The sequence below is a fragment of the Bifidobacterium phasiani genome (genome assembly GCF_019331775.1).
GTDB classification, from domain to species: Bacteria; Actinomycetota; Actinomycetes; order Actinomycetales; family Bifidobacteriaceae; genus Bifidobacterium; species Bifidobacterium phasiani.
Genome location: NZ_JAHBBD010000019.1, coordinates 24,359 through 42,500, shown reverse-complemented (window position 1 = coordinate 42,500; position 18,142 = coordinate 24,359). Strand labels below are relative to the sequence as shown.

Annotated in this window: 16 protein-coding genes; 5 read left to right on the top strand and 11 right to left on the bottom strand. The window is 62.8% G+C overall.

The window, feature by feature from the left end:
• Positions 1-127: 127 nt before the first annotated feature.
• The 6 genes from KIH73_RS08235 to KIH73_RS08210 form a co-directional block, all read right to left on the bottom strand.
• Positions 128-1,609 (bottom strand): carboxylesterase/lipase family protein, encoded by a 1,482-nt coding sequence (locus tag KIH73_RS08235; RefSeq protein ID WP_219082394.1) that lies wholly within the window; start codon positions 1,607-1,609, stop codon positions 128-130.
• A 151-nt stretch (positions 1,610-1,760) separates the two neighbouring features.
• Positions 1,761-2,135, bottom strand: a complete 375-nt coding sequence (locus tag KIH73_RS08230; protein WP_219082393.1) for a DUF1294 domain-containing protein — start codon at positions 2,133-2,135, stop codon at positions 1,761-1,763.
• Between the two features lie 21 nt (positions 2,136-2,156).
• Positions 2,157-2,594, bottom strand: coding sequence for a GNAT family N-acetyltransferase (locus KIH73_RS08225; protein ID WP_219082392.1), 438 nt, complete (start codon positions 2,592-2,594; stop codon positions 2,157-2,159).
• A gap of 347 nt (positions 2,595-2,941) precedes the next feature.
• Positions 2,942-3,622: a hypothetical protein gene (locus tag KIH73_RS10960; protein ID WP_236022674.1), complete on the bottom strand. Its 681-nt coding sequence runs from the start codon at positions 3,620-3,622 to the stop codon at positions 2,942-2,944.
• A complete protein-coding gene (locus KIH73_RS08215; RefSeq protein WP_420830225.1) occupies positions 3,623-6,844 on the bottom strand; it encodes a DUF3427 domain-containing protein in 3,222 nt (1,073 codons plus the stop codon).
• A gap of 82 nt (positions 6,845-6,926) precedes the next feature.
• Positions 6,927-7,379 carry a (deoxy)nucleoside triphosphate pyrophosphohydrolase gene (locus KIH73_RS08210; protein WP_219082391.1) on the bottom strand — a complete coding sequence of 151 codons (453 nt, stop codon included), beginning with the start codon at positions 7,377-7,379 and terminating at the stop codon, positions 6,927-6,929.
• Positions 7,380-7,715: 336 nt separating this feature from the next.
• On the opposite strand from KIH73_RS08210, the gene KIH73_RS08205 reads away from it, so the two are divergent.
• Positions 7,716-8,393 (top strand): DUF3800 domain-containing protein, encoded by a 678-nt coding sequence (locus tag KIH73_RS08205; RefSeq protein WP_219082390.1) that lies wholly within the window; start codon positions 7,716-7,718, stop codon positions 8,391-8,393.
• 288 nt (positions 8,394-8,681) lie between these two features.
• Here KIH73_RS08205 and KIH73_RS08200 read toward each other — a convergent pair whose 3' ends face one another.
• Positions 8,682-10,937, bottom strand: a complete 2,256-nt coding sequence (locus tag KIH73_RS08200; protein WP_219082389.1) for a DUF2075 domain-containing protein — start codon at positions 10,935-10,937, stop codon at positions 8,682-8,684.
• Between the two features lie 101 nt (positions 10,938-11,038).
• On the opposite strand from KIH73_RS08200, the gene KIH73_RS08195 reads away from it, so the two are divergent.
• The 3 genes from KIH73_RS08195 (at position 11,039) to KIH73_RS08185 (ending at position 12,173) form a co-directional block, all read left to right on the top strand.
• The gene (locus tag KIH73_RS08195) at positions 11,039-11,341 is read left to right on the top strand and encodes a nucleotide pyrophosphohydrolase (protein ID WP_219082388.1); all 303 of its coding nucleotides are present in this window, start codon (positions 11,039-11,041) and stop codon (positions 11,339-11,341) included.
• A 156-nt stretch (positions 11,342-11,497) separates the two neighbouring features.
• Positions 11,498-11,785 (top strand): nucleotidyltransferase family protein, encoded by a 288-nt coding sequence (locus KIH73_RS08190; protein WP_219082387.1) that lies wholly within the window; start codon positions 11,498-11,500, stop codon positions 11,783-11,785.
• Positions 11,772-12,173 (top strand): HI0074 family nucleotidyltransferase substrate-binding subunit, encoded by a 402-nt coding sequence (locus KIH73_RS08185; protein WP_219082385.1) that lies wholly within the window; start codon positions 11,772-11,774, stop codon positions 12,171-12,173. Before KIH73_RS08190 ends, KIH73_RS08185 begins: the two co-directional genes overlap by 14 nt.
• A 233-nt stretch (positions 12,174-12,406) precedes the next feature.
• Here KIH73_RS08185 and KIH73_RS08180 read toward each other — a convergent pair whose 3' ends face one another.
• From KIH73_RS08180 to KIH73_RS08170, 3 genes are all read right to left on the bottom strand, one after another.
• Positions 12,407-12,604, bottom strand: a complete 198-nt coding sequence (locus KIH73_RS08180; RefSeq protein WP_219082384.1) for a hypothetical protein — start codon at positions 12,602-12,604, stop codon at positions 12,407-12,409.
• Entirely contained in the window at positions 12,601-13,359 is a 759-nt protein-coding gene (locus tag KIH73_RS08175; RefSeq protein ID WP_219082383.1) for a hypothetical protein, read from the bottom strand. Before KIH73_RS08175 ends, KIH73_RS08180 begins: the two co-directional genes overlap by 4 nt.
• Positions 13,360-13,530: 171 nt before the next feature.
• A complete protein-coding gene (locus KIH73_RS08170) occupies positions 13,531-14,085 on the bottom strand; it encodes a hypothetical protein (RefSeq protein WP_219082382.1) in 555 nt (184 codons plus the stop codon).
• Between the two features lie 372 nt (positions 14,086-14,457).
• Here KIH73_RS08170 and KIH73_RS08165 point away from each other — a divergent pair, with 372 nt between their 5' ends.
• A complete protein-coding gene (locus tag KIH73_RS08165; RefSeq protein WP_219082381.1) occupies positions 14,458-14,883 on the top strand; it encodes a hypothetical protein in 426 nt (141 codons plus the stop codon).
• Positions 14,884-14,968: 85 nt separating this feature from the next.
• Here the strand turns inward: KIH73_RS08165 and KIH73_RS08160 are convergent, their stop codons facing one another.
• Complete coding sequence (locus KIH73_RS08160) at positions 14,969-18,067, bottom strand: glycoside hydrolase family 3 N-terminal domain-containing protein (RefSeq protein WP_219082380.1); 3,099 nt, start codon at positions 18,065-18,067, stop codon at positions 14,969-14,971.
• Positions 18,068-18,142: the final 75 nt, after the last annotated feature.

The window sequence follows — 18,142 nt, the reverse complement described above, 5'->3', positions numbered from 1 at the left end:
GCATACCCCGCATGTCCGGCGATGACGACATGCGTCGCTTGCGCAGAGCTGCGCAAGCCCCACGGCGCCCCACACCGTTGAAAGGAGGCCTTGACGAGAACAAGCAAACGAATATTGCCTGTTATGCCTATTCGATGACGTGTTCAACACCGTCGTCCGAGAACCGCATCCAACCCGGTTCGCCGGTGCGCGCGAATCGCCCCCATATGTCGCGCATCTCGTGACCGACGCGGCGCGATTCGGGATCGTCGACGGTCAGCCGGCGCGACGGTTGGCCGAACAGCACCGGCAGTTCGCTGGCGTGGAAGCAGCCCAGTCCGGCAGCACGGCCGCTCGGCGTCTGGTACCGATACTCGTACTTCCATGCCGGACCGGCGTAATCGTGCAGGATGCCGTACAGCGGCCGGCGGTAGAGGTGGCCGGTCGCGGCGTCGACCACCCGTCGGCGGTACGCACGGATGCCCCGGTCTTCTCCGATTCCGCTCCCCCGGCGCGGATGCAGGCCGTACAGCCGCACCAACAGCGGGTAGAGACCGACGGGTATGCCGCGCACGAAGCGTTCCGCCTCCTCGCTGACGTTGCCGATCAGCATGGGCATCGTCGAACGTGCGGCCGCGCGTTTGGGCTCCTCGCATACGGTGATGCCGTCGATGGTCGGCGAGAACGCGCACCGCATCTCGCCGCCCAGCAGCATCGAGGCGTCGTAACGGCGGCACGCCCGCCGAACGCGCGCCGGGTCGAGACCCATCAGGTCGTCAAGACGGTCCGTTCGCGCGCCGAGAATGCGCAGGAACCGGCGGGTGTTCCGCTCGCTTTCCTCTTCGGTGAAGAAGTGCTCGACGCATGCCGACTGGATGATGCACTTGTCGAACAGTCCCGCGGCCTGTGGCATGCCCATCAGCGCGAGGATGCAGGCCGCGCCGGCGGACTGGCCGAACACGGTCACGTTATCGGGGTCGCCGCCGAACGCGGCGATGTTGTCACAGACGAACCGCAGCGCGGCGATCTGGTCGAACAGTCCGCAGTTGGGATCGAACCGGTCGCTCAGGTAATGCAGGTTCAGAAACCCGTACAGGTTGAGCCGATAGTTGAACGTGACGACAATGGTGCCGGTCTCGCGCGCGAACAGCGCCATGTCGTATTCCAGCCGCGTCGGGTCGCCGTCGAGCATGCCGCTGCCGCCGTGACTATACGAGCCGCCGTAGATCCAGACCATGACCGGCAGCGGCCTATCGTCACGGCCCGTCGAACCGTCCGGCAGCGGCATCGTGGATACGCTGAAGTCCTTGTCCATGGAACCGTCTCCAGTCGAATCCCGGCAGCCGGTCCGAACATCCGATCCGGTGTCGTGGCGATTCGGAACGAACACGTTGAGATACAGGCAGTCCTGGCTCTGGCCTGCCGGATGTTCGCCGCCACGCGGTTGGATCGGGTTGCATCGCGCATGGTCGGCACGCAGTGTGCCCTTCCACGGCTCAGGCGGGACCGGGTGGCGGAACGCCAGGTCGCCGATCGGCGGCGCGGCGAACGGAATGCCGAGGTATTCGATGCAGCCGTCGCGCTCGATGCCACGGACCGGACCGTAGTGTGTGCGTACCGTGTTCGACATGACTCCCTCCGTTCCGTGTACCGTCGAGGTTCCGACCGTCACACGACCCTACGATACGACGGCCGTCCACACAGAACGACACACGGCGCGCGATGCGTGGCGCCGCGCGGCACACGATGCATGGCACGTCAGAGGAGGCGGGCCGCACCGACTAGAGGACGCCGCCGAGAAGCAGGCCAACAAGCAGCACAATGTGTAGGACGACCATGCACGGCAGACCGATCGTGAAGCGCCGCACCGTAGTCTTGTGCCGCACGGCACGCATGGCGATCAGCCCGCCGAGCGCACCTCCCGCCAATGACAGCAGAAGCAGTGTGGATTCACGTATCCGCCACCGGTGATGCCGCGCCAGCCACTTGTCGCGGACGAACGCCGCGAACGTGGCGACGTTGATCGCGATCAGATAGACGACGAGCGGGATGAGCACCGCCCCGCCGATTGGTGCGATAACCGCCGACAGCGGGCCTGCCTCGGCGAGCGGTGCCACAGCACCAGCGTGCAACGAAATCGATGGGAAAACCTTCATAGCGATGACGATACGCTATACCTATAGCGATGCAGTACAAGCGGCATCACCCATATACTGCATGCCGACGCATTGCAAGTCATCGACGGGAACAAATCCGGACCGTTTGTAAAACAAGATGTTCGCATCGGTTCGCTCGGTCAGCAGAATCTTCTGGTAGACATCGGCGAACCGGTGCAGCACCTCGCCCAGCAACCGCGTTCCGATGTGTTGCCGCTGGTATTCCGGCAGCACCAATAGGTCCTGGATGTAGATGATGGAACAACCATCGCCGACCGCACGCACGATACCGACCAGGCGGTCGGCGTCGAATGCTCCCAGCACCAGAAGCGAATGCGCATACGCGCGCCGCAGCATATCCCTACGGTTTGTGTAATTCGTCCATCCGACAGACCGGTACAGTTCCATGATTTCCGACTCACGATAATCGGTATATTCACGTATTGAAATTCCATCCATACGCCCCCCTGCTCAATGGTGTAAGATATCGCGCCGCTCAAACCATCGCGTGGGGCCATGCTCCCGCAGCCACGTCGCGGATTCCGACCGCTGGTGCGACCAAACAACCTCTTACGACCAAACAACGATACGACCATGTGTCGTGCAGTCGTGCACCATCGCCTGCCCATCGGCGGTCGCCAACGCCGCGGCCCGCAATGCGGCGACAGTCGACGGCGCTGCCGGTACCGGGTATGCGAAGACTATGCGAAGGCCGCACCCCTCACCATACGGCAGGAGGCGCGGCCTCGGCCGATCACCAGTCGGAACGCCGCCGTTCAAACGGCGCGCCCTGCGGCAATCGTCGATCAGCGGTGCCGGCGGCGCTCCACGGTCAGCGCAAGTCCGGCGCCTGCGACCAGCACCGCGAACGCAGCGGGCAGCGCCATGTCGACACCCGTTTGCGCCAGCGGCTTCGAGTCCGTCGCATCGGCGTCGTTCTTGCCAGCGGAGGCCTCGTCGTCGGCGGGCTGCTGCTCGCCGTTCTGATCGGAACCATCATCGGTCGACGGGTCGGTGTCGCCGCCCTGTTCCGGGTTCTCGCCGCCCTGCTCCGGGGAACCGCCCTGCTGGGTATCGTCGGACTGGACGGTGACGGTCGGCGCGGCGTTGCCGAACGTGATGTCGAGAATCGTGGAGCGATCCGACGACAGCGTCACGTTCGCGCTGAACGCCTTGGCCAGATTGATGCGCTGGTATCCCTCGGACGAGGCATCCAGCGGGTAGCCGGAGTCGATCTCCGACGCGGCGAGCACCTGGCTGCGCTGCTCGTCGGTCAGCTCCGGGAACGCGGTGAGCAGCAGGTTGGCGGCGTTCTCCGGCACGCGGGCGGCCTGGCCGGCGTCGCCGGTCTGCGTGAAGCCGTAGGTCATGCGCGCGGTGTACGCGGCGATCATCGAGGCGCGGTTGGGCACCGGTTCGGTGCTCACCGCGTCGGTGAAGGAGTTCCGGTAGCCCTCGCCGTTGGCGCCCACGGCACCACGGCCCAATCACGACGTCGTCATCCCCGTCAGATGTCGGAACAGCTCGGGGTCAAGAGGGCGGGCCAGGCGCAGGTTGGCGACGGCTATCTTCGTTCGCTTGCCGTCGCCCGTGGTCCGGTCGGTCGTGTGCAGATCGCTGAATGCCGTCACATGGCCCACATAGTAATACCGCGCTTCGCTCTTCTCCTCCTTGCGCATCACGAACAGCGGAATGAAGTGGTCGTCCTGCCACCGCGGCGTGCCGTAGCCGTCCCTCATCCACAGGAATTCCGGCGAGTCGGCCGTGCGGTTGTTCTTGCTGAAATAGCGGAGCTCCTGCAGGCCGAGGAACCGGTCGTCGTACTGGCTGTTCGCGTACTTGACGAAGATCGGCATGGTGCCGGTCTCGCGGTGGCGGAAGTAGCCGCCGACGTTCTGTCCGTTCATTTCTCTGTCCCAGCCGAGCAGGCGCATCACGTCCGTCATCTTGTACTTCTGCTCGTACAGGAATCCTCGGTCGAATCCGCGACCACTGGCTCGGGCGCGGTCGACCATGTCGCGGCAGGCCAGCAGCCCGCACCGGATCGTGTCGGCGAAGAAGATGCGGAACGTGCGATTGCCCGCCAGCATCGCCGCAAACTCCGCGGACAGCCTTACACGCCGCTGATCGCCGCCGTCGACCGCAATCAGCGGCGTCCCGCCGTACCCGGACCGGGTCCTGTCCAAGAAATACGAATAGTCCAGCACACGCAACGCGGATTGCAGTTGCTCACGCGCCAGGTACGCGTCGGGGAACCGCCGCGCGATCGCCTCCTGCAACGTCGCCACGGGCAGCGGGCCGACGGGACGCCACACGTCGTCCATCACGTCGCTGATGCGTTCCTTGCCGAACCCGCACAGTTCGTCCAGAATCACCAGTTCGTGCGGACGCAGCCCCGGCAGCAGCAGTTCGGTCGCCATCTTCAGTATGGCCGACTCCGTCGTACTCACCGGTTCCAGCTGGTCGAGGAACGACATGCCGTCACCGCGGTCGCGGCTGCGGCTAAGGCTACGTTCGCGGGATCTGACGAACGACAGATAGTCGTGATTCTTCGAAGCCATCGTCGACGGCAGCGAGGGATCGCGGGCGTAGACATCCGTCAGCATCGGGATGCGCGCCAGCTCGTAGCGCAACTGCCGATAATGTTCGGTGAGCTTCTTCATTTCGGACCAGTCGGCCTGATCGAGCGCGCGCAGCACGCGTTCGCGCGCAATCCGGTCGAAGCTGATCGAGCTCAGCCCGACCGACCGCCGCTGCAGGTTCCGGCGCGCCACGTCGCGGTCGCCGGTATTGCCGTACAACGCCACCGGAATCAGGTAGTTGTTCGCGTAGTTGCCGATGAAGTCGATAACGATGACGCTGTCCTTGCCATCGCATTTGCGCAGGCCTCGACCCAGCTGCTGCGTGAACACGATGCTGGACTGCGTGCTGCGCAGCATGACGATCTGGTTGAGCGACGGTATGTCGATGCCCTCGTTGAACAGGTCGACGGTGAAGATATAGTCCAGTTCGCCTTCCTCCAGGCGGCGCACCGCATCCTCGCGCTCCTGCGCGGAGGCCCCGCCGGACAGCGCGATGGTACGGTACGCTCGCTCCGCTTGCTGGTTGATCTGCGTGTTGAACAGCGCAGACAGCCGTTCCGCCTCGTCCACGCGGCTGCAAAACACCAGCCCCGTGACCTGCTGATGGTACGGGGTGTACGTCTGGATCATGTCGATGATGTATCGGACGCGCTCCGGTGACGCCAGCTGGCCGATCTCGTAGCGCAGCTGTCCGTCGCCTCCTTCCGGCGCAAGCCGCGTGCCATCCTCCCCCAGGTATTCGGCCACGCCGTAATAGTGGAACGGGCAGAGCATGTCCTCGTCGAGCGCCCGCTGCAGGCGGATCTCGTAGGCGATGTTGTGGCCGAAGCAGGAGTAGATGTTGTATCCGTCGGTGCGCTCCGGCGTAGCGGTCATGCCCAGCAGAAAGCCGGGATCAGTGAAATGGTTGAGGATCCGCTGGTACCGGTCGGCGCCGACATGATGCGCCTCGTCGATCAGGATGTAGTCGAACTCGTCGACCGCGAACCGTTCCAGTATGTCGGGTTTGCTCAGTGTCTGGGCCATGGCGAACACGTACCTGCATCCGAGGTCCTTGCGCGTGCCGGACAGCAGACCCAGCTCGGACTCGGGGCAGCCGAGCACCGTCCGATAGGACGCCATCGCCTTCGTGAGGATCTGCTCCCGTTCGGCCACGTACAGCATGCGGCGCGGACGGCATTGCCGCACGTCGAATGCGGACAGGTAGGTCTTGCCGGTGCCGGTGGCGGAGATCACGATGGCGCGATGCTCGCCCTCCGCTCGCAGCCGCGACAGGCTGTCCAGGGCCTCGCACTGCATGGCGTTGGGCTCGATCGGACGGCGGTCGCGTGCGTCGAGCATGTCGCGGCGGGAAGGCGCATGGTGACGCAGCTCCCGTTCGTACCGTTCGAACTCCTGCTCGTATCGGGTGATCCACTCTTCGGTGAGCGGCTCGGATTCGGCGATCTGGGAGTCCAGCTCCGTTCGAATCTGGTCGACCAGTTCGCCGCCCTCCAGCGATGAGACCTTGAGGTTCCACTCGCGTTGCGCGCCGAGCGCCGTCTGGGTCAGGTTCGAGCTGCCGACGTAGAGGTTGTAGTAGGGCCGGCCGTCCGACAGATGCCGCGCGAACATGTAGCCTTTGGGGTGGAATGGCTGCCCCTGCGCTCCCGTATGTGGTGCCGGCGAGCTCCCGGCCCCGCCGGTGCCGCCGTTCCAAATGCGCACGTCGACGCCGGCGACGCGCTTGAGACGCAGCAGATCCCAGAACGCGGCCGGGGTGTTGAAGTGGTTCTTGGTGGAGGTGATGAGGCGGCTGCGTCGCGCGCCGTCATTGCGTTCCGCATTGGTTTTGAAGTCCTCGAACAGCGACCTGACCGCTCCCGCGGAGACGAAGGCGACGGACATGTCGAAGCCGTCGCTGTTGTCGAGTTCCTCGCCGATGACGTCGCCCATCGTGCTGCCGTCATGGTTGGCGATGAGCCGGGGTGCGTAGATGCCGGGAGCGTCGGCGCTGCGTTCGATCAGCCCGGACATGACGTCTTCGAGCACCGACGCCGTGCCATCGTACGACCGGTCGGTGGCGGGGTCGCTAGTGCCGTCCATATTGGCGGGGTCAGAACGCTTGCGGAACGCCGGGTCGGTCATTGCGGTCCTTCTTGTCCTGGGAGTGCTGTGACATTGTTCGCTGTTGCTGTTATTGCCGCCGCTCGTCGCGGTGCCTGGCTTTCTATCGCCGTGCGAGATCCATGGACGCGATCAGTCGCACGGCCTCGCGGTCGGCCGGCGCCCAGTCGAGTGACGGCATGTCCTTCGGATGCTCCCATCGAATCTCCTGGTGCTCGGTCAGGTGCGGCGTGCCCGATTCCAGATGGCAGATGAACGTGGTGAGTTGCACGGTGCCGAAATCGTAGCGCTGCACGGAGGTACACACCTCGTCGGCGATGATGACCTCGCACAGCAGCTCCTCTTCGATCTCGCGGCGCAGAGCCTCGCGGCGGCTCTCCCCCGGCTTGACCTTACCGCCGGGGAACTCCCAGTAGCCGGCGAGGGACTTGCCGTCGCCGCGGCGCGCGCAGAGCACCCTGCCGTCGCGCACGATGGCGGCGCCGACCACGTCGACGGCGTCGCTGACGGTTGCAGCACTGCTAGTGTCGATGGTCGTGCCATGTTCTTCCGCCATAGATCGCTCTCCCTCCCGTTCCGCCGGAGATTATCGGACCAGATCCAGGATACAGCGGAAGCACCATGGCCATGGCATCGACGAAGGTGATCGACAGTATTCCATTCGCATGACAACGATAAGAACCAGATTTCTGTTTACGTACCTTGTCGTGCGAACATCTCTCTCAAGGTTAGGAACAGTTGCCACAGTCGAACGATGCAACGACACGCATTTTCGATTGACCATACTCCGCATCCTTGGTATAAAGAAGGTGCTTTCACCAGAGATGGGAAGGCTCCAAGACGCCGGGGGTATTCCCCCGGCACTTCGTTATTTGACCTGTGGGGAGGCCGAATGACCGAGATGAGCATCATGTGCGACGAATCCGGAGAGTGGGGGAAACGCTCCGAATATTACCTGATCACGCTGGTGTTCCATGATCAGTCCGCTTTGCTGGGAGAGCACATCTCCCGATACGAAACCCATCTGTCGAGCGCACGGCTACCGGATATCCCCTTTCATGCCGGACCACTGCTCAATGGACATGACGACTATGAAGGTATGCCGTTGGAGGAAAGGAAACGGTTGCTGCTGGCATTCTTCACCATGTGCAGGAATCTGCCGTTCACATACGTCACCTTTGCCCACAGAAAAGATGTGTTCGATGGCGACAAACTCCGGTTCGAGGCGCAATTGAAGCGTGATCTTGCAAATCACCTGTTGACACATCTTGATGTGTTTCAGCAGTACGACGCCATCAAGGTCTATTACGACAACGGTCAGCAGATCGTTTCCAATGCCCTTCATGCCGCAATAGACTATGCGTTGTCGAAAGACGCGATCATCTATCGGAATTCCTCCCCCAAGGACTATCGGCTCGAACAGGCCGCGGACTTTCTGTGCATGATAGAACTCACCGCCCTGAAGTACCAGGCCGGCAAAGACACTGCCACCGACCGCAAAGTGTTCGGTACATGGCGCCAATTCAAGCAAAACTATTTGAAACCGATGCGACGCAAACTCATTCGATGATACGCGTGATTTATTTGTTCCAGAGTCAAACACAACCCCTGAGCGAAAGCTATGTACACCATTACACCTGCGATAAATCCGTTCTTCGTCGCGGCCATGTTCGACCCGGCCTGGCAAAGAACGGAAAATCGAACAAACGGCCGTTCAACACTCAAGAATTCACAGAACCAGCGATAGCAGTGTTTCCACGACGCACCGGCGCCGCATCATCTATATCAGTCAAAACAAGCGCCAAAACGATGTACACATTATATGCTCATCGTATTGAAGCAGAGCACGACAAATCTTTCAAAAAAAGCTCATTCTTATTGCAGAAACCAGCCGCCTCCGCAACTCCTCATCCACCGCAAACAAATACAGTCCATGCACGCCACGCTTGAGCAGCACATTCAACTCATTCCGCAGATTGGCCTCACTGTAGTCAATGACGCTGCCGCGCTTCTGCGTGGCCTTGTCATTCTTGCTGGCTGAGCCATCGAACACAATCCGACCGTCACGGTACTTCACCGACGGCCCGATAATCACGCCGACATAGTTCAAATCAAACCCTTGGATGGTATAGGTCGAACCCACTTCCTCGATGGTATGCGGCTGCTCCGCCCAAGCCGCATCATCATGCACGCCTCTTTTCCGGTTCGGATTCGGCAACTGATAATTCCACGGATGGCAGAAGCGATCAGGATCTCCGTCCGGATCATCCGCATCAAAGCCACGCCGGTCATCCGGATCCAGGCCCATCACCCAGACACCGTCGGCATTGCGATGCATTTCGACGTCCCATCGTCCGTCCGGACTGTCGGGATTCGGTTTCCCATCCTTATAGGCCCAGTCGTACGTCGCCACCACGCGCGACAGGCCATGTCCATCCACTCCGCCAGCTTTCAACTTCGACTTCTCCCTGATGGCTTTGAACAGCTCCACCGGCGAATCGAACACCTTGATGTCATAGGCGTGACGCTTCACCGACCCATCGGGGTTCAACTCATCCGTGTCCCGAGGAATCGGGCCAATGCCCACTCCCCCGGCAAAATCGTCCACCCATGTGATGGTCGGTTCCCCGGCAGCGATACGGAACTGATGGCGAAGGCGGATATGGCTGACATCAAACGTACGGTCTTCAAGGGTCACCCGCTTGAACGGCTGCAGCGCGGCGCCTTCCGAGTCGGAATCCGAACCATCACAAGACGGTAGAAGCACATCAAGCTGATCCTTTGTCCATCGTTGCGCGCTCTGCAGAACCTGGTTCGGGTCGAACACGGCGATGACGACCTTGGCTCTGCGCAGTATGTCAAGCAGCATATACTTGCCCGAATACCCTTGGCTTCCTTGTGTCAGGAGCAGGTGCGCCTCATCGATCAGCACCACATCGGCCTTGCCTCGCGGTTTGTCGGGGTCGCCGCGATTCGTCAACGTCCCCTTCTCACTGATCAGCGGTTCGCTGAATCGGTTGATGAACTGCGACGGCAACATCACCACGTCGTCGGATTTCTTCTGCAGCCCGAGTTTGGTGGCGATCTGGTTGTACACCTTCTCCTGCTGTTTGTGGTTCACCAGGATGTATGCCTTATATTGTTCCCCGGACGCCGGCATCGCCGGTTCGGTTCCATTCAAACGGTTCGGGAAGTCCTTCCAATCGTCTTCGCCGGCATCGTCGATCAGGCCGCGGATTCCGAGTTCCGTCGACAAACGATAGAACAGATGGCTCAGCAGAACCGTTTTACCGGTACCGGCCGCACCTTGAACGAATATCAGCCGCGGAACGGGATCTTGCTTCTTGGTTGTCCCCGCATCCGATGTCGTCTGAACGTCATCGTGCTCATTCCGAGCATCGGTATCGGACGGTTCAGCATCCGGCTGCAGTATCCGCTCCAAGGCGTTCAGTATGGTTTCCTCGGCCTCGATCTGTTCGTCGCTCAGTTGGTGGAACGGCGAGGCCTTGAACAGCGCCGAATCGCGAATGATCTGCTCCGACGGGAACAGATTCGGATCCTGCTTGTGCAGATCAAGCCATATCTGCGAGAAAAGGCGGTCGAATTCCTTCTGTGTATAGTAATCGCCCTGAGCGTTGGTACGTCTGTTGTTCAGGCTCCTGACCGCTTCGCTGCTCAGCAGAAAATGCATCAGTTTGTTTTCGACGTCCAACGTCAGCGATTTGTTGAAATGCGCGTTGCCGATGATGTACTGCCAGACCGAATCCGGATCTTCGTCCAGCCGCCTCGCCAAGTCACGCCAATCCTCTCGGTTCGCGGCATCCGCGCGCCGATGCTGCAACGTCCGAGCGCGGATGTTGTTGGTCTCCCCCACATAAACCGTATATTCGGGACGACCGGAATACTTATTACGCTCCTGCGCATACACGATGTACACCGTCGGGTACCCGAACAGCAGGTGGAGCGTCATGCGCTCCACCTCGCTTTCCGCACTGCTCCGACCGGTCGCCGAGGGAAACAGTTGGGCATGAATGCTCGTCTGAATCTTCTCCGTATTGATGTCGGCATAGGGGACGCGCACGATAACGGGAAGAGGCAGGTCGTTGTCGGACATGCATTCATTGTATGCCTCCCGCCCCGGCCATACGGTAACGACGCCGACATCCGCCGTAACCGACCGGCGGCCCACCGCCATAATCGCCATATACTTATCCCATGATTCCCGACTCCACTATCGATCTCATCCGCACCTTCGTCCGCGAGCGTGATTGGGCCCGGTACCACACGCCCGGCAACCTCGCCAAATCCGTAAGCATCGAGGCGGCCGAACTGCTCGAATGCTTCCAATGGAGTGACGAACCGAAGGACGGCGACCTTGAGCACGTCCACGAAGAAATCGCCGACGTGATGATCTACAGCATCATGCTCGCCGACAAACTCGGTTTCGATCTGGATGACATCATCCGGGACAAGATGGCCAAGAACGCGCGCAAATACCCGATCGACACCGACGACTGAAGCGCAAGCCGATTATGGCGGCTCCCCGTTCCCGGACATCCAATGGATTAAGCCAAACGACACGATTGTCGCGCCGCGCGTATGACAGTGGAAAATACCGGCGAAATGCGTCCGAACCACCCGCAACTCCTATGATGGTGAGCAAGGAGGTCGACCATGGTTCCCATCGAAGACGTGTATCGACAAATCGCTGAATTCGCAGCCGATGCTGAGGCGAAACAGGTGCTTCTGTTCGGTTCCCGTGCGCGCGGTGATAATCGGCCGAAAAGCGACATCGACCTCGCCATTCGCGGCTGCGCCGATTTCGATGCGCTGAAAACCAAACTCAATGATGAACTGTGGTCCCTGCTCAAACTCGACATCGTCAACATGGACGAACCGATATCCTCCGAGCTGAGGGACGAAATCGACCGGGACGGGGTAGTGCTTTATGAAAAAATATGACAATTATGCGGCGGCCTTGTCCACACTCGAGCAAGCGCCACAGCAGGACCTGTCCAATGAATTCGTGCAAAGCGGCATCATCGACAAATTCGAGTTGCAATTCGAACTGGGGTGGAAACTATTTAAGGCGCTACTCGCCTACGAGGGAGACCCTGTCGCCGCATCAGGATCCCCGCGCGACACCATCAAGGCGGCGTTCCAATACTACGAATTCATGGACGAGCAACTCTGGCTACGCATGCTGCGCGACCGCAACGATTCCGCGCACGTGTACGACGGAGACAAGGCGGCACGACTCGTCACCGTCATCATCAACGATTACATCCCCGAATTCAAACGTGTGGACGCCGGCCTGAACGCGCGCTACGGCGATATCTTGCGGCGATGAAATACCTCTGAATTACGGTTCATAGATATGTGGGTGTTACCCGCAATCGAATCCCCCACCGTTCAGTCGATTACATTCAGCGTTACCGACCGGCATGTACATTACAGAGCCGATTCAGCGCATCGATCGTAACAAAATCAAACCGATTTCAGGGTCCCAATGTAACAAAACAGAGCCATCTATACGGATTTACGGTACATCACCCCAACAAGCGTCAGTATTCCGGCCCCGCACTACCGCCCGCGATAGCGCGCGCCCCCGTCGTCGTCGCGCTCGATGCGCCCGATGTCCTCGCCGTTCTTCGAGACGATCCGGTCCGAGCCGAGCACCGCGCCGCACACGCGGTATTCGTCGTCATCGATCGTCACGCGCGGGTCGCCGAACAGCCCCTCGTCCACATGCCCGATGGTCCGGCCGTAGCGGTCGGTCACACGGGTGCGGAACAGCGGCGAGTCGCTCTCCTCGATAATGGCGAGCTTCCGGCCGTAGCGGTCGCGCACCGTCGTCGACCGCCCGCCCGATCCGAAGGACGCGGCCCCGCCGATACCCCCGCCGGCATCCCCACCGGCACCGCCACCGGCAACCGCGCCGCCAATCGTGGCGCCGCTCCCGGCAACCCCTCCCCCGGCGAGCCCAGCCCGCCACCGCCGCCCGACATCACCGCCAGCACCACCGCCAATCCAAGCACCACTGCCACGGCCGCCGCCACGACGATCACGACCATGCCCCAATGGTTCGGCCGCGCGAGCGCCCCGCCAATCGCATCCCGCACCACGACCATCACAGCCTGCAGCGACCCGTTGACGACCGCCCGTCCGATGCCGGCGACAAACAGCGCCGCCACCGCACAGAACGCGGCCAACCGCACCAGCCAGGCCGCGCATCGCACGACCAGCGGTCGCGGCGTCGGCCGGTCGCCCCGATAATGCGACGCAATCCACACCTGCAGCGGCGCGTCACGCCACCGTTGGTACGCCCGCCATCCATACGTCACCACGTACGCGCACGCCACCGCGCCGACCATCGCCGGCGAGAACACCACCGAGCGAACCAGCGCCGGCAGCAGCCAGTAGACTATAGCGTCCGGGTACATCAGGTACACCAGTTTGCACAGCGCGGTCGCCGCGAACCACGCGTAGGTCAGAAAGCGCGCCGCGTGCAGGGCGCATTCGATCCAATGCCACATGGCGTTCCGTCCGTCGCCGCGTCCCGACGGCCAGATCCAGACGGTCGAGCACGACCGCGCACACCGCCCAGAGTACCAACGTGCCGAGCGTGCCGGATGCGGCCAGCTGCGAGACAAGCGCGGCGATGCTGTCCGTCCAGCCGCCCTCGAACCACAGCGTCCAGCCGTCGGTCAAACGGGTGTACAGCATGAGCGCGGAGGCGCTGACCGCCATGACCGCGAACCCGTACAGCGCGTGCCGGCGACCGAGTCGCCCCACCACATCGCCTCGGACGGCTCCCAGCGGGCGGACAGGCTGCGGTACAGCCGGTCCAGCAGCCGCACCACGGGGATAAGCGGCACGGTGGCCGGCAAACCGGTCGACAGGAATCCGCCGACGACCGCCCCGCGCACCGCCAGCCATGCCGCCGCGAGTTCCGGCGTGCCAGACAGGGACGTCCGCGCGACGAACCAGCATCGCGCGACAAGCTCCGTCGCCAGCATCATCGCGACGCAGCATAGTATGGTGCGCAGCACGGTCACCGCATGCGGGTGGTCCTGCCCCGACTCCCCGCGCCACCGCGCGTAGTACCAGTGCGCCAGCCGGACCACACCGACCGCGGCGGCGAATCCGATGGCGTGCGTGGTGGCGACGAGCGGGCCGACGGGTGCGCCGTACGTCAGCGCGCAGGCGAGGGCCACGGCCAGACCAAGCCGCAGCACGACGGCCCAGACCGCGTCCTTCACCGGAATGTGCGGCGGCGTGAACGGCGCGATCTGAAAGCCGAGCAGGGTGACGGCGCCGTGCGGCGGCTGCCGTGCCCGTTGCGAGCGCCGCGCGTGCCGCGCCCGTTACGGCGGCTGCGTCTGGCGCGGCTGTTGCGTCCGTCGCGCGCGGAGTGCGGTGTCCGGTCATCGATGATCTCTCCCTGGAGTACGTCGGTTGTGCTGCGGTGCTGCGTCCCATTGCAGGAAGCGCGCGGGAGGGCGGCCCCCTGCGTACACCGGAGATGCCGCGCACCGTCGTCGTTCCGCAACGCGTCCGGTTCCCGGCCTCGCTATCATGGAATCATCACCCACCGTCCACCCGGCAACGACGCCGGAAAGGAGGGCCGCCCCATGACGACAGGCAACCGACGACATCGTTCGGAAATCATCGTCGCCGCTGCGTATCTCGCAGTCTGGGCGCTGATACTGGTCATATTCTGGTGCTTCACCAGCGGTGCCGACGCGATGGGCTTCACCATCCTCTTCCTATGGATCATCCTGCCGCTGACTACGGTGATCACATCGCTGGCCATCGGATTGTACGATTCCTTCGGCACATGGAAATGGCTTGGCCTGCTCGTGTTCGGCGTCATGTACATGCTCGCCGAATACGGAACGTTCGCGATGGCCAACACGGTGGTTACCGGCAATATCAATCCGCCTCAGCTCATCATGATTCCGCTGGGAGCCGCCCACTCACTCATCGGCATGGGCCTGGGCACGCTGATTCGCCGGATCAACGCCCGCGTCCGCCGCTCCGACACCCTCGTCTCATAAGAATCTCATAAGAAAAGGAAAACCGTACATCTCAGCGACCTGAGATGTACGGTTTTCAGAGAGGAGGGAGGGAAAGTGCGTCAGATCACGCCTTGCCGGCCTTCTTCGCGGCGCGCTTGGCGGCGCGACGCTCCTTGCGGGCGGCCACGCGGCGGATGGTCCACGGCAGCCAGCGCCACACGGAGAAGAACGCCAGCAGCGCCAGCAGCACGCCGCACACCACGTTGAAGATCACCTGGATCACCGTCATCTGGTTGTAGAAGGTGAACGTGGCGCCCGGCAGCGCGCCGTTCATGCAGTTCGTGTTCGCCACGACGTACAGCAGGTGGTGCATCGCCTCGCGCGCGTAATGGTAGGTCGCCGGATCGGACAGGTCGAGGCTCTCGCCGGTCGGGTCCTCGGCCACGTTGAGCAGCTTGACGTCGGCGCCTGCCTCGAGCATCTGGTACGGGCTCATGAACACGCCGGTGTTGGCGTTGTCGGTGATGATCAGGCCGTTGAAGCCCCACTCGTCGCGCAGCAGGTCCTGGATCAGGGCGTGCGAGCCGCCGGTCCAGGTGGCGCCGATGCGGTTGAACGAGGTCATCACGCCCATGCTCGCGGGGACCGTGGCGGTGGCGTTCTCGTAGGAGCCGTCGTCGTTGCGCTGCACATAGCTGATCTCCATGTCGTCGAGCTTCATGCACATCTCGAACGGCCTGAGGTACAGCTCGCGGATCGCCTGCTCGTTCGACCACGTGGCCACCGAGTAGTTGCCGGGGCGGTCGCCGCGGTGGTTCTCCTGGTCGTTGAGCGCGAAGTGCTTGATGTAGCTGTACACGCCCTTGGTCGCGGCGCCCTTGACCTCCAGCGAGGCCATCGCACCGGACAGGAACCCGTCCTCGGAGTAGTACTCGCCGTTGCGCCCGGTGAACGGGGTGCGGTGGATGTTCATGGCCGGGGCGTACCAGCCGTTCGCCCCGCCGAGCAGCGCCTCGTTGCCGATGATCTCGCCCAGCCGCTCGGCCAGGTCCTGGTTGTAGGTCTGGGTGAGCATCATCACGCTGGGGAACGAGTGCCCGGTGCCGCCGTAGACCCAGCCGGTGGCCGAGTCGGCGTCGGTCTGGAACGGCTTCTGCACCGAATCGATGTAGTCGATGCCGTAGCCGGAGAAGATGATCAGCTGGTTGTAGTCGTCGGCGGTCAGCTGGTCGAGCAGGTCGTCCCAGCGCTCGTCGTCGTAGTCGGCGCCGCGCAGGTCGGCCACGGTCAGCCCGTTGTCCTCGCCGAGCACCGGGGTGTCGTCCAGCGTGGACGGGTCGACGTCGGTGCCCGAGTCGGTGCTGTCCAGCTGCGCGATGAGCTCGTCGCCGGCCTGCCTCACGTACGTGCACGAGGCGTTGTTGCCGTCGGCGTCGGTGCAGTTGATCTCGTTGCCCCACGTGTTGATCTCGTCGGACGGCTCGCCGTAGTGCTTCGGGAACGTGCCGGTCCAGTCAGAGCGCGTCAGGTAGGTGACCTCGGGGTCGTTCGCCGCGTCGAACACGTTGGTGATCGCCGCGCCGGTCTTCGTGTCGGTCGCGTACGTGGTCGTGTCGACCTCGTCGTTCTCCGGGGTCCAGCGGGCCACCATCGCGGCGTCGCCGTCGGCGGTCATGCCGTCGGCCTCGGTCATGCCCTTGTCGGCCAGGATGTTGTTGGTGGCCTCGTTGGCGTTCGCGGCCGCGGTGAAGCGGTAGTCGCCGGCGTCGAGGATGTAGGTCTTCGCGGTCGTGTAGTCGTACGACTTGAGCTGCTCCTTGTCGAACGCGATCTCGACGCTCTGGCTCGCGCCGGGCTCCAGCTCCTGCGTCTTGCCGAAGCCGACCAGGCTCACCGACGCCTTCTCCACCGCGTTCTCGCGGTCGTAGTCGGTGTACGGGCTTTGCGCGTACAGCTCCACGACGTCCTTGCCCGCCACGTCGCCGGTGTTGGTCACGGTCACGCGCGCGACGAACCCGTCGCCGTCCTCCTCCACGGAGAAGTCGCTCCATTCGAAGTCGGTGTAGCTCAGGCCGTAGCCGAACGGATACACGACCTCGCTCGCGTAGTCGTAGTCGCCGGCGTTGCCCTGGCCGAGCACCTTGTCCTCGTAACGGGTCTCGTAGTACTTGTAGCCCACGTAGATGCCCTCGGCGTAGTCGACGTAGTTGTACTTCGTCATCTCGCCGTCGCCGTCGACGTACCGGTAGCTGCCGAAGTTCTGGGCGGCCGGCGAGGCGAGCGCGTCCGCGACGAAGGTGTCCACGGTGCGGCCGGAGGGGTTGATCTCGCCGGAGAACACCTTGGCGAGCGCGTTCGTCACGTTCTGCGAATAGACGACGGCCTTGATGCTGGGGTACTCGTCGAGCCAGTCGAGCTCCATCGCGGCGCTGGACTTGACCAGCAGGACCACGTCGTCGTAGTGGTCGTTGAGGTATCCGATGAGCTCGCGCTCGGTGGAGTCGAGCTCGATGTAGCTGCGCTCCTTGTCCTCCTGCGAGTCGGCGTGGTTGTACATCGAGCGCGGCATGTCGCGGCCCTCGCCGACAACACGGCTGAGCACGTACACCGGCACGGTGCCCTCGACCGACTCGAGCAGCCCGTCCTCGGCCTCGAGCGCGGACAGCGGCGCCTCGTTGATCCGGAAGTCCTCGGCGTCGCCGTAGTTCACCGAGCCGGACGCCAGTCCGTACTGCTCGCCGGCGCCGGTGGCGTAGAAGTCCCAGAGCCGCTGGTTGACGCCGAAGCCCGCGGCGGTGAACGCGCTTTGCAGCGTGACGGTCGAGTCCGCCGAACCGCCGAGGAAGCCGGCGGCCGTCGACGTGCCGTCCACGCTGTTCGCGCTGAAGAAGCTGAACGTGGTGCCATTCTGCATCGGCAGCACGTCGTCGTCGTTCTTCAGCAGCACGGTGCCTTCGGCCGCGATCTGGTCGTACAGCGCGTCCTCGGCCTCCTTGATCGTCTCGGCGGTGTAGTCGGCGGTGTAGTACTCGGCGTCCACGCCCTCCGCGCCGGCGGGGTTGTTCACGCTCTGGTGGTTGTAGCCCATCAGGCTGGAAATCAGCTTGTTCGTGCTCAGCTGCGGGTTGATCAGCGCCATCGCCACGATGATGACGGCGGCGAGCGCCACCGACACCACGGTTTTGACGATGCGCACGATCAGAGCCTTCCGTTGCTCCTTCATGCTTCTCCTTGTCGTTCTGGATCCTGCGGCGCTCGTCAGCGAAACGCCGCTACCGGAACTCTCCCAGATTCGCGG

What these genes read in the sequence shown, in the direction of transcription:
- KIH73_RS08235 (WP_219082394.1), bottom strand. Translation starts at nt 1,609, where the DNA reads ATGTCGAACACGGTACGCACACACTACGGTCCGGTCCGTGGCATCGAG.
- KIH73_RS08230 (WP_219082393.1), bottom strand. Translation starts at nt 2,135, where the DNA reads ATGAAGGTTTTCCCATCGATTTCGTTGCACGCTGGTGCTGTGGCACCG.
- KIH73_RS08225 (WP_219082392.1), bottom strand. Translation starts at nt 2,594, where the DNA reads ATGGATGGAATTTCAATACGTGAATATACCGATTATCGTGAGTCGGAA.
- KIH73_RS08215 (WP_420830225.1), bottom strand. Translation starts at nt 6,844, where the DNA reads ATGACCGACCCGGCGTTCCGCAAGCGTTCTGACCCCGCCAATATGGAC.
- KIH73_RS08210 (WP_219082391.1), bottom strand. Translation starts at nt 7,379, where the DNA reads ATGGCGGAAGAACATGGCACGACCATCGACACTAGCAGTGCTGCAACC.
- KIH73_RS08205 (WP_219082390.1), top strand. Translation starts at nt 7,716, where the DNA reads ATGACCGAGATGAGCATCATGTGCGACGAATCCGGAGAGTGGGGGAAA.
- KIH73_RS08200 (WP_219082389.1), bottom strand. Translation starts at nt 10,937, where the DNA reads ATGTCCGACAACGACCTGCCTCTTCCCGTTATCGTGCGCGTCCCCTAT.
- KIH73_RS08195 (WP_219082388.1), top strand. Translation starts at nt 11,039, where the DNA reads ATGATTCCCGACTCCACTATCGATCTCATCCGCACCTTCGTCCGCGAG.
- KIH73_RS08190 (WP_219082387.1), top strand. Translation starts at nt 11,498, where the DNA reads ATGGTTCCCATCGAAGACGTGTATCGACAAATCGCTGAATTCGCAGCC.
- KIH73_RS08185 (WP_219082385.1), top strand. Translation starts at nt 11,772, where the DNA reads ATGAAAAAATATGACAATTATGCGGCGGCCTTGTCCACACTCGAGCAA.
- KIH73_RS08175 (WP_219082383.1), bottom strand. Translation starts at nt 13,359, where the DNA reads ATGTGGCATTGGATCGAATGCGCCCTGCACGCGGCGCGCTTTCTGACC.
- KIH73_RS08165 (WP_219082381.1), top strand. Translation starts at nt 14,458, where the DNA reads ATGACGACAGGCAACCGACGACATCGTTCGGAAATCATCGTCGCCGCT.
- KIH73_RS08160 (WP_219082380.1), bottom strand. Translation starts at nt 18,067, where the DNA reads ATGAAGGAGCAACGGAAGGCTCTGATCGTGCGCATCGTCAAAACCGTG.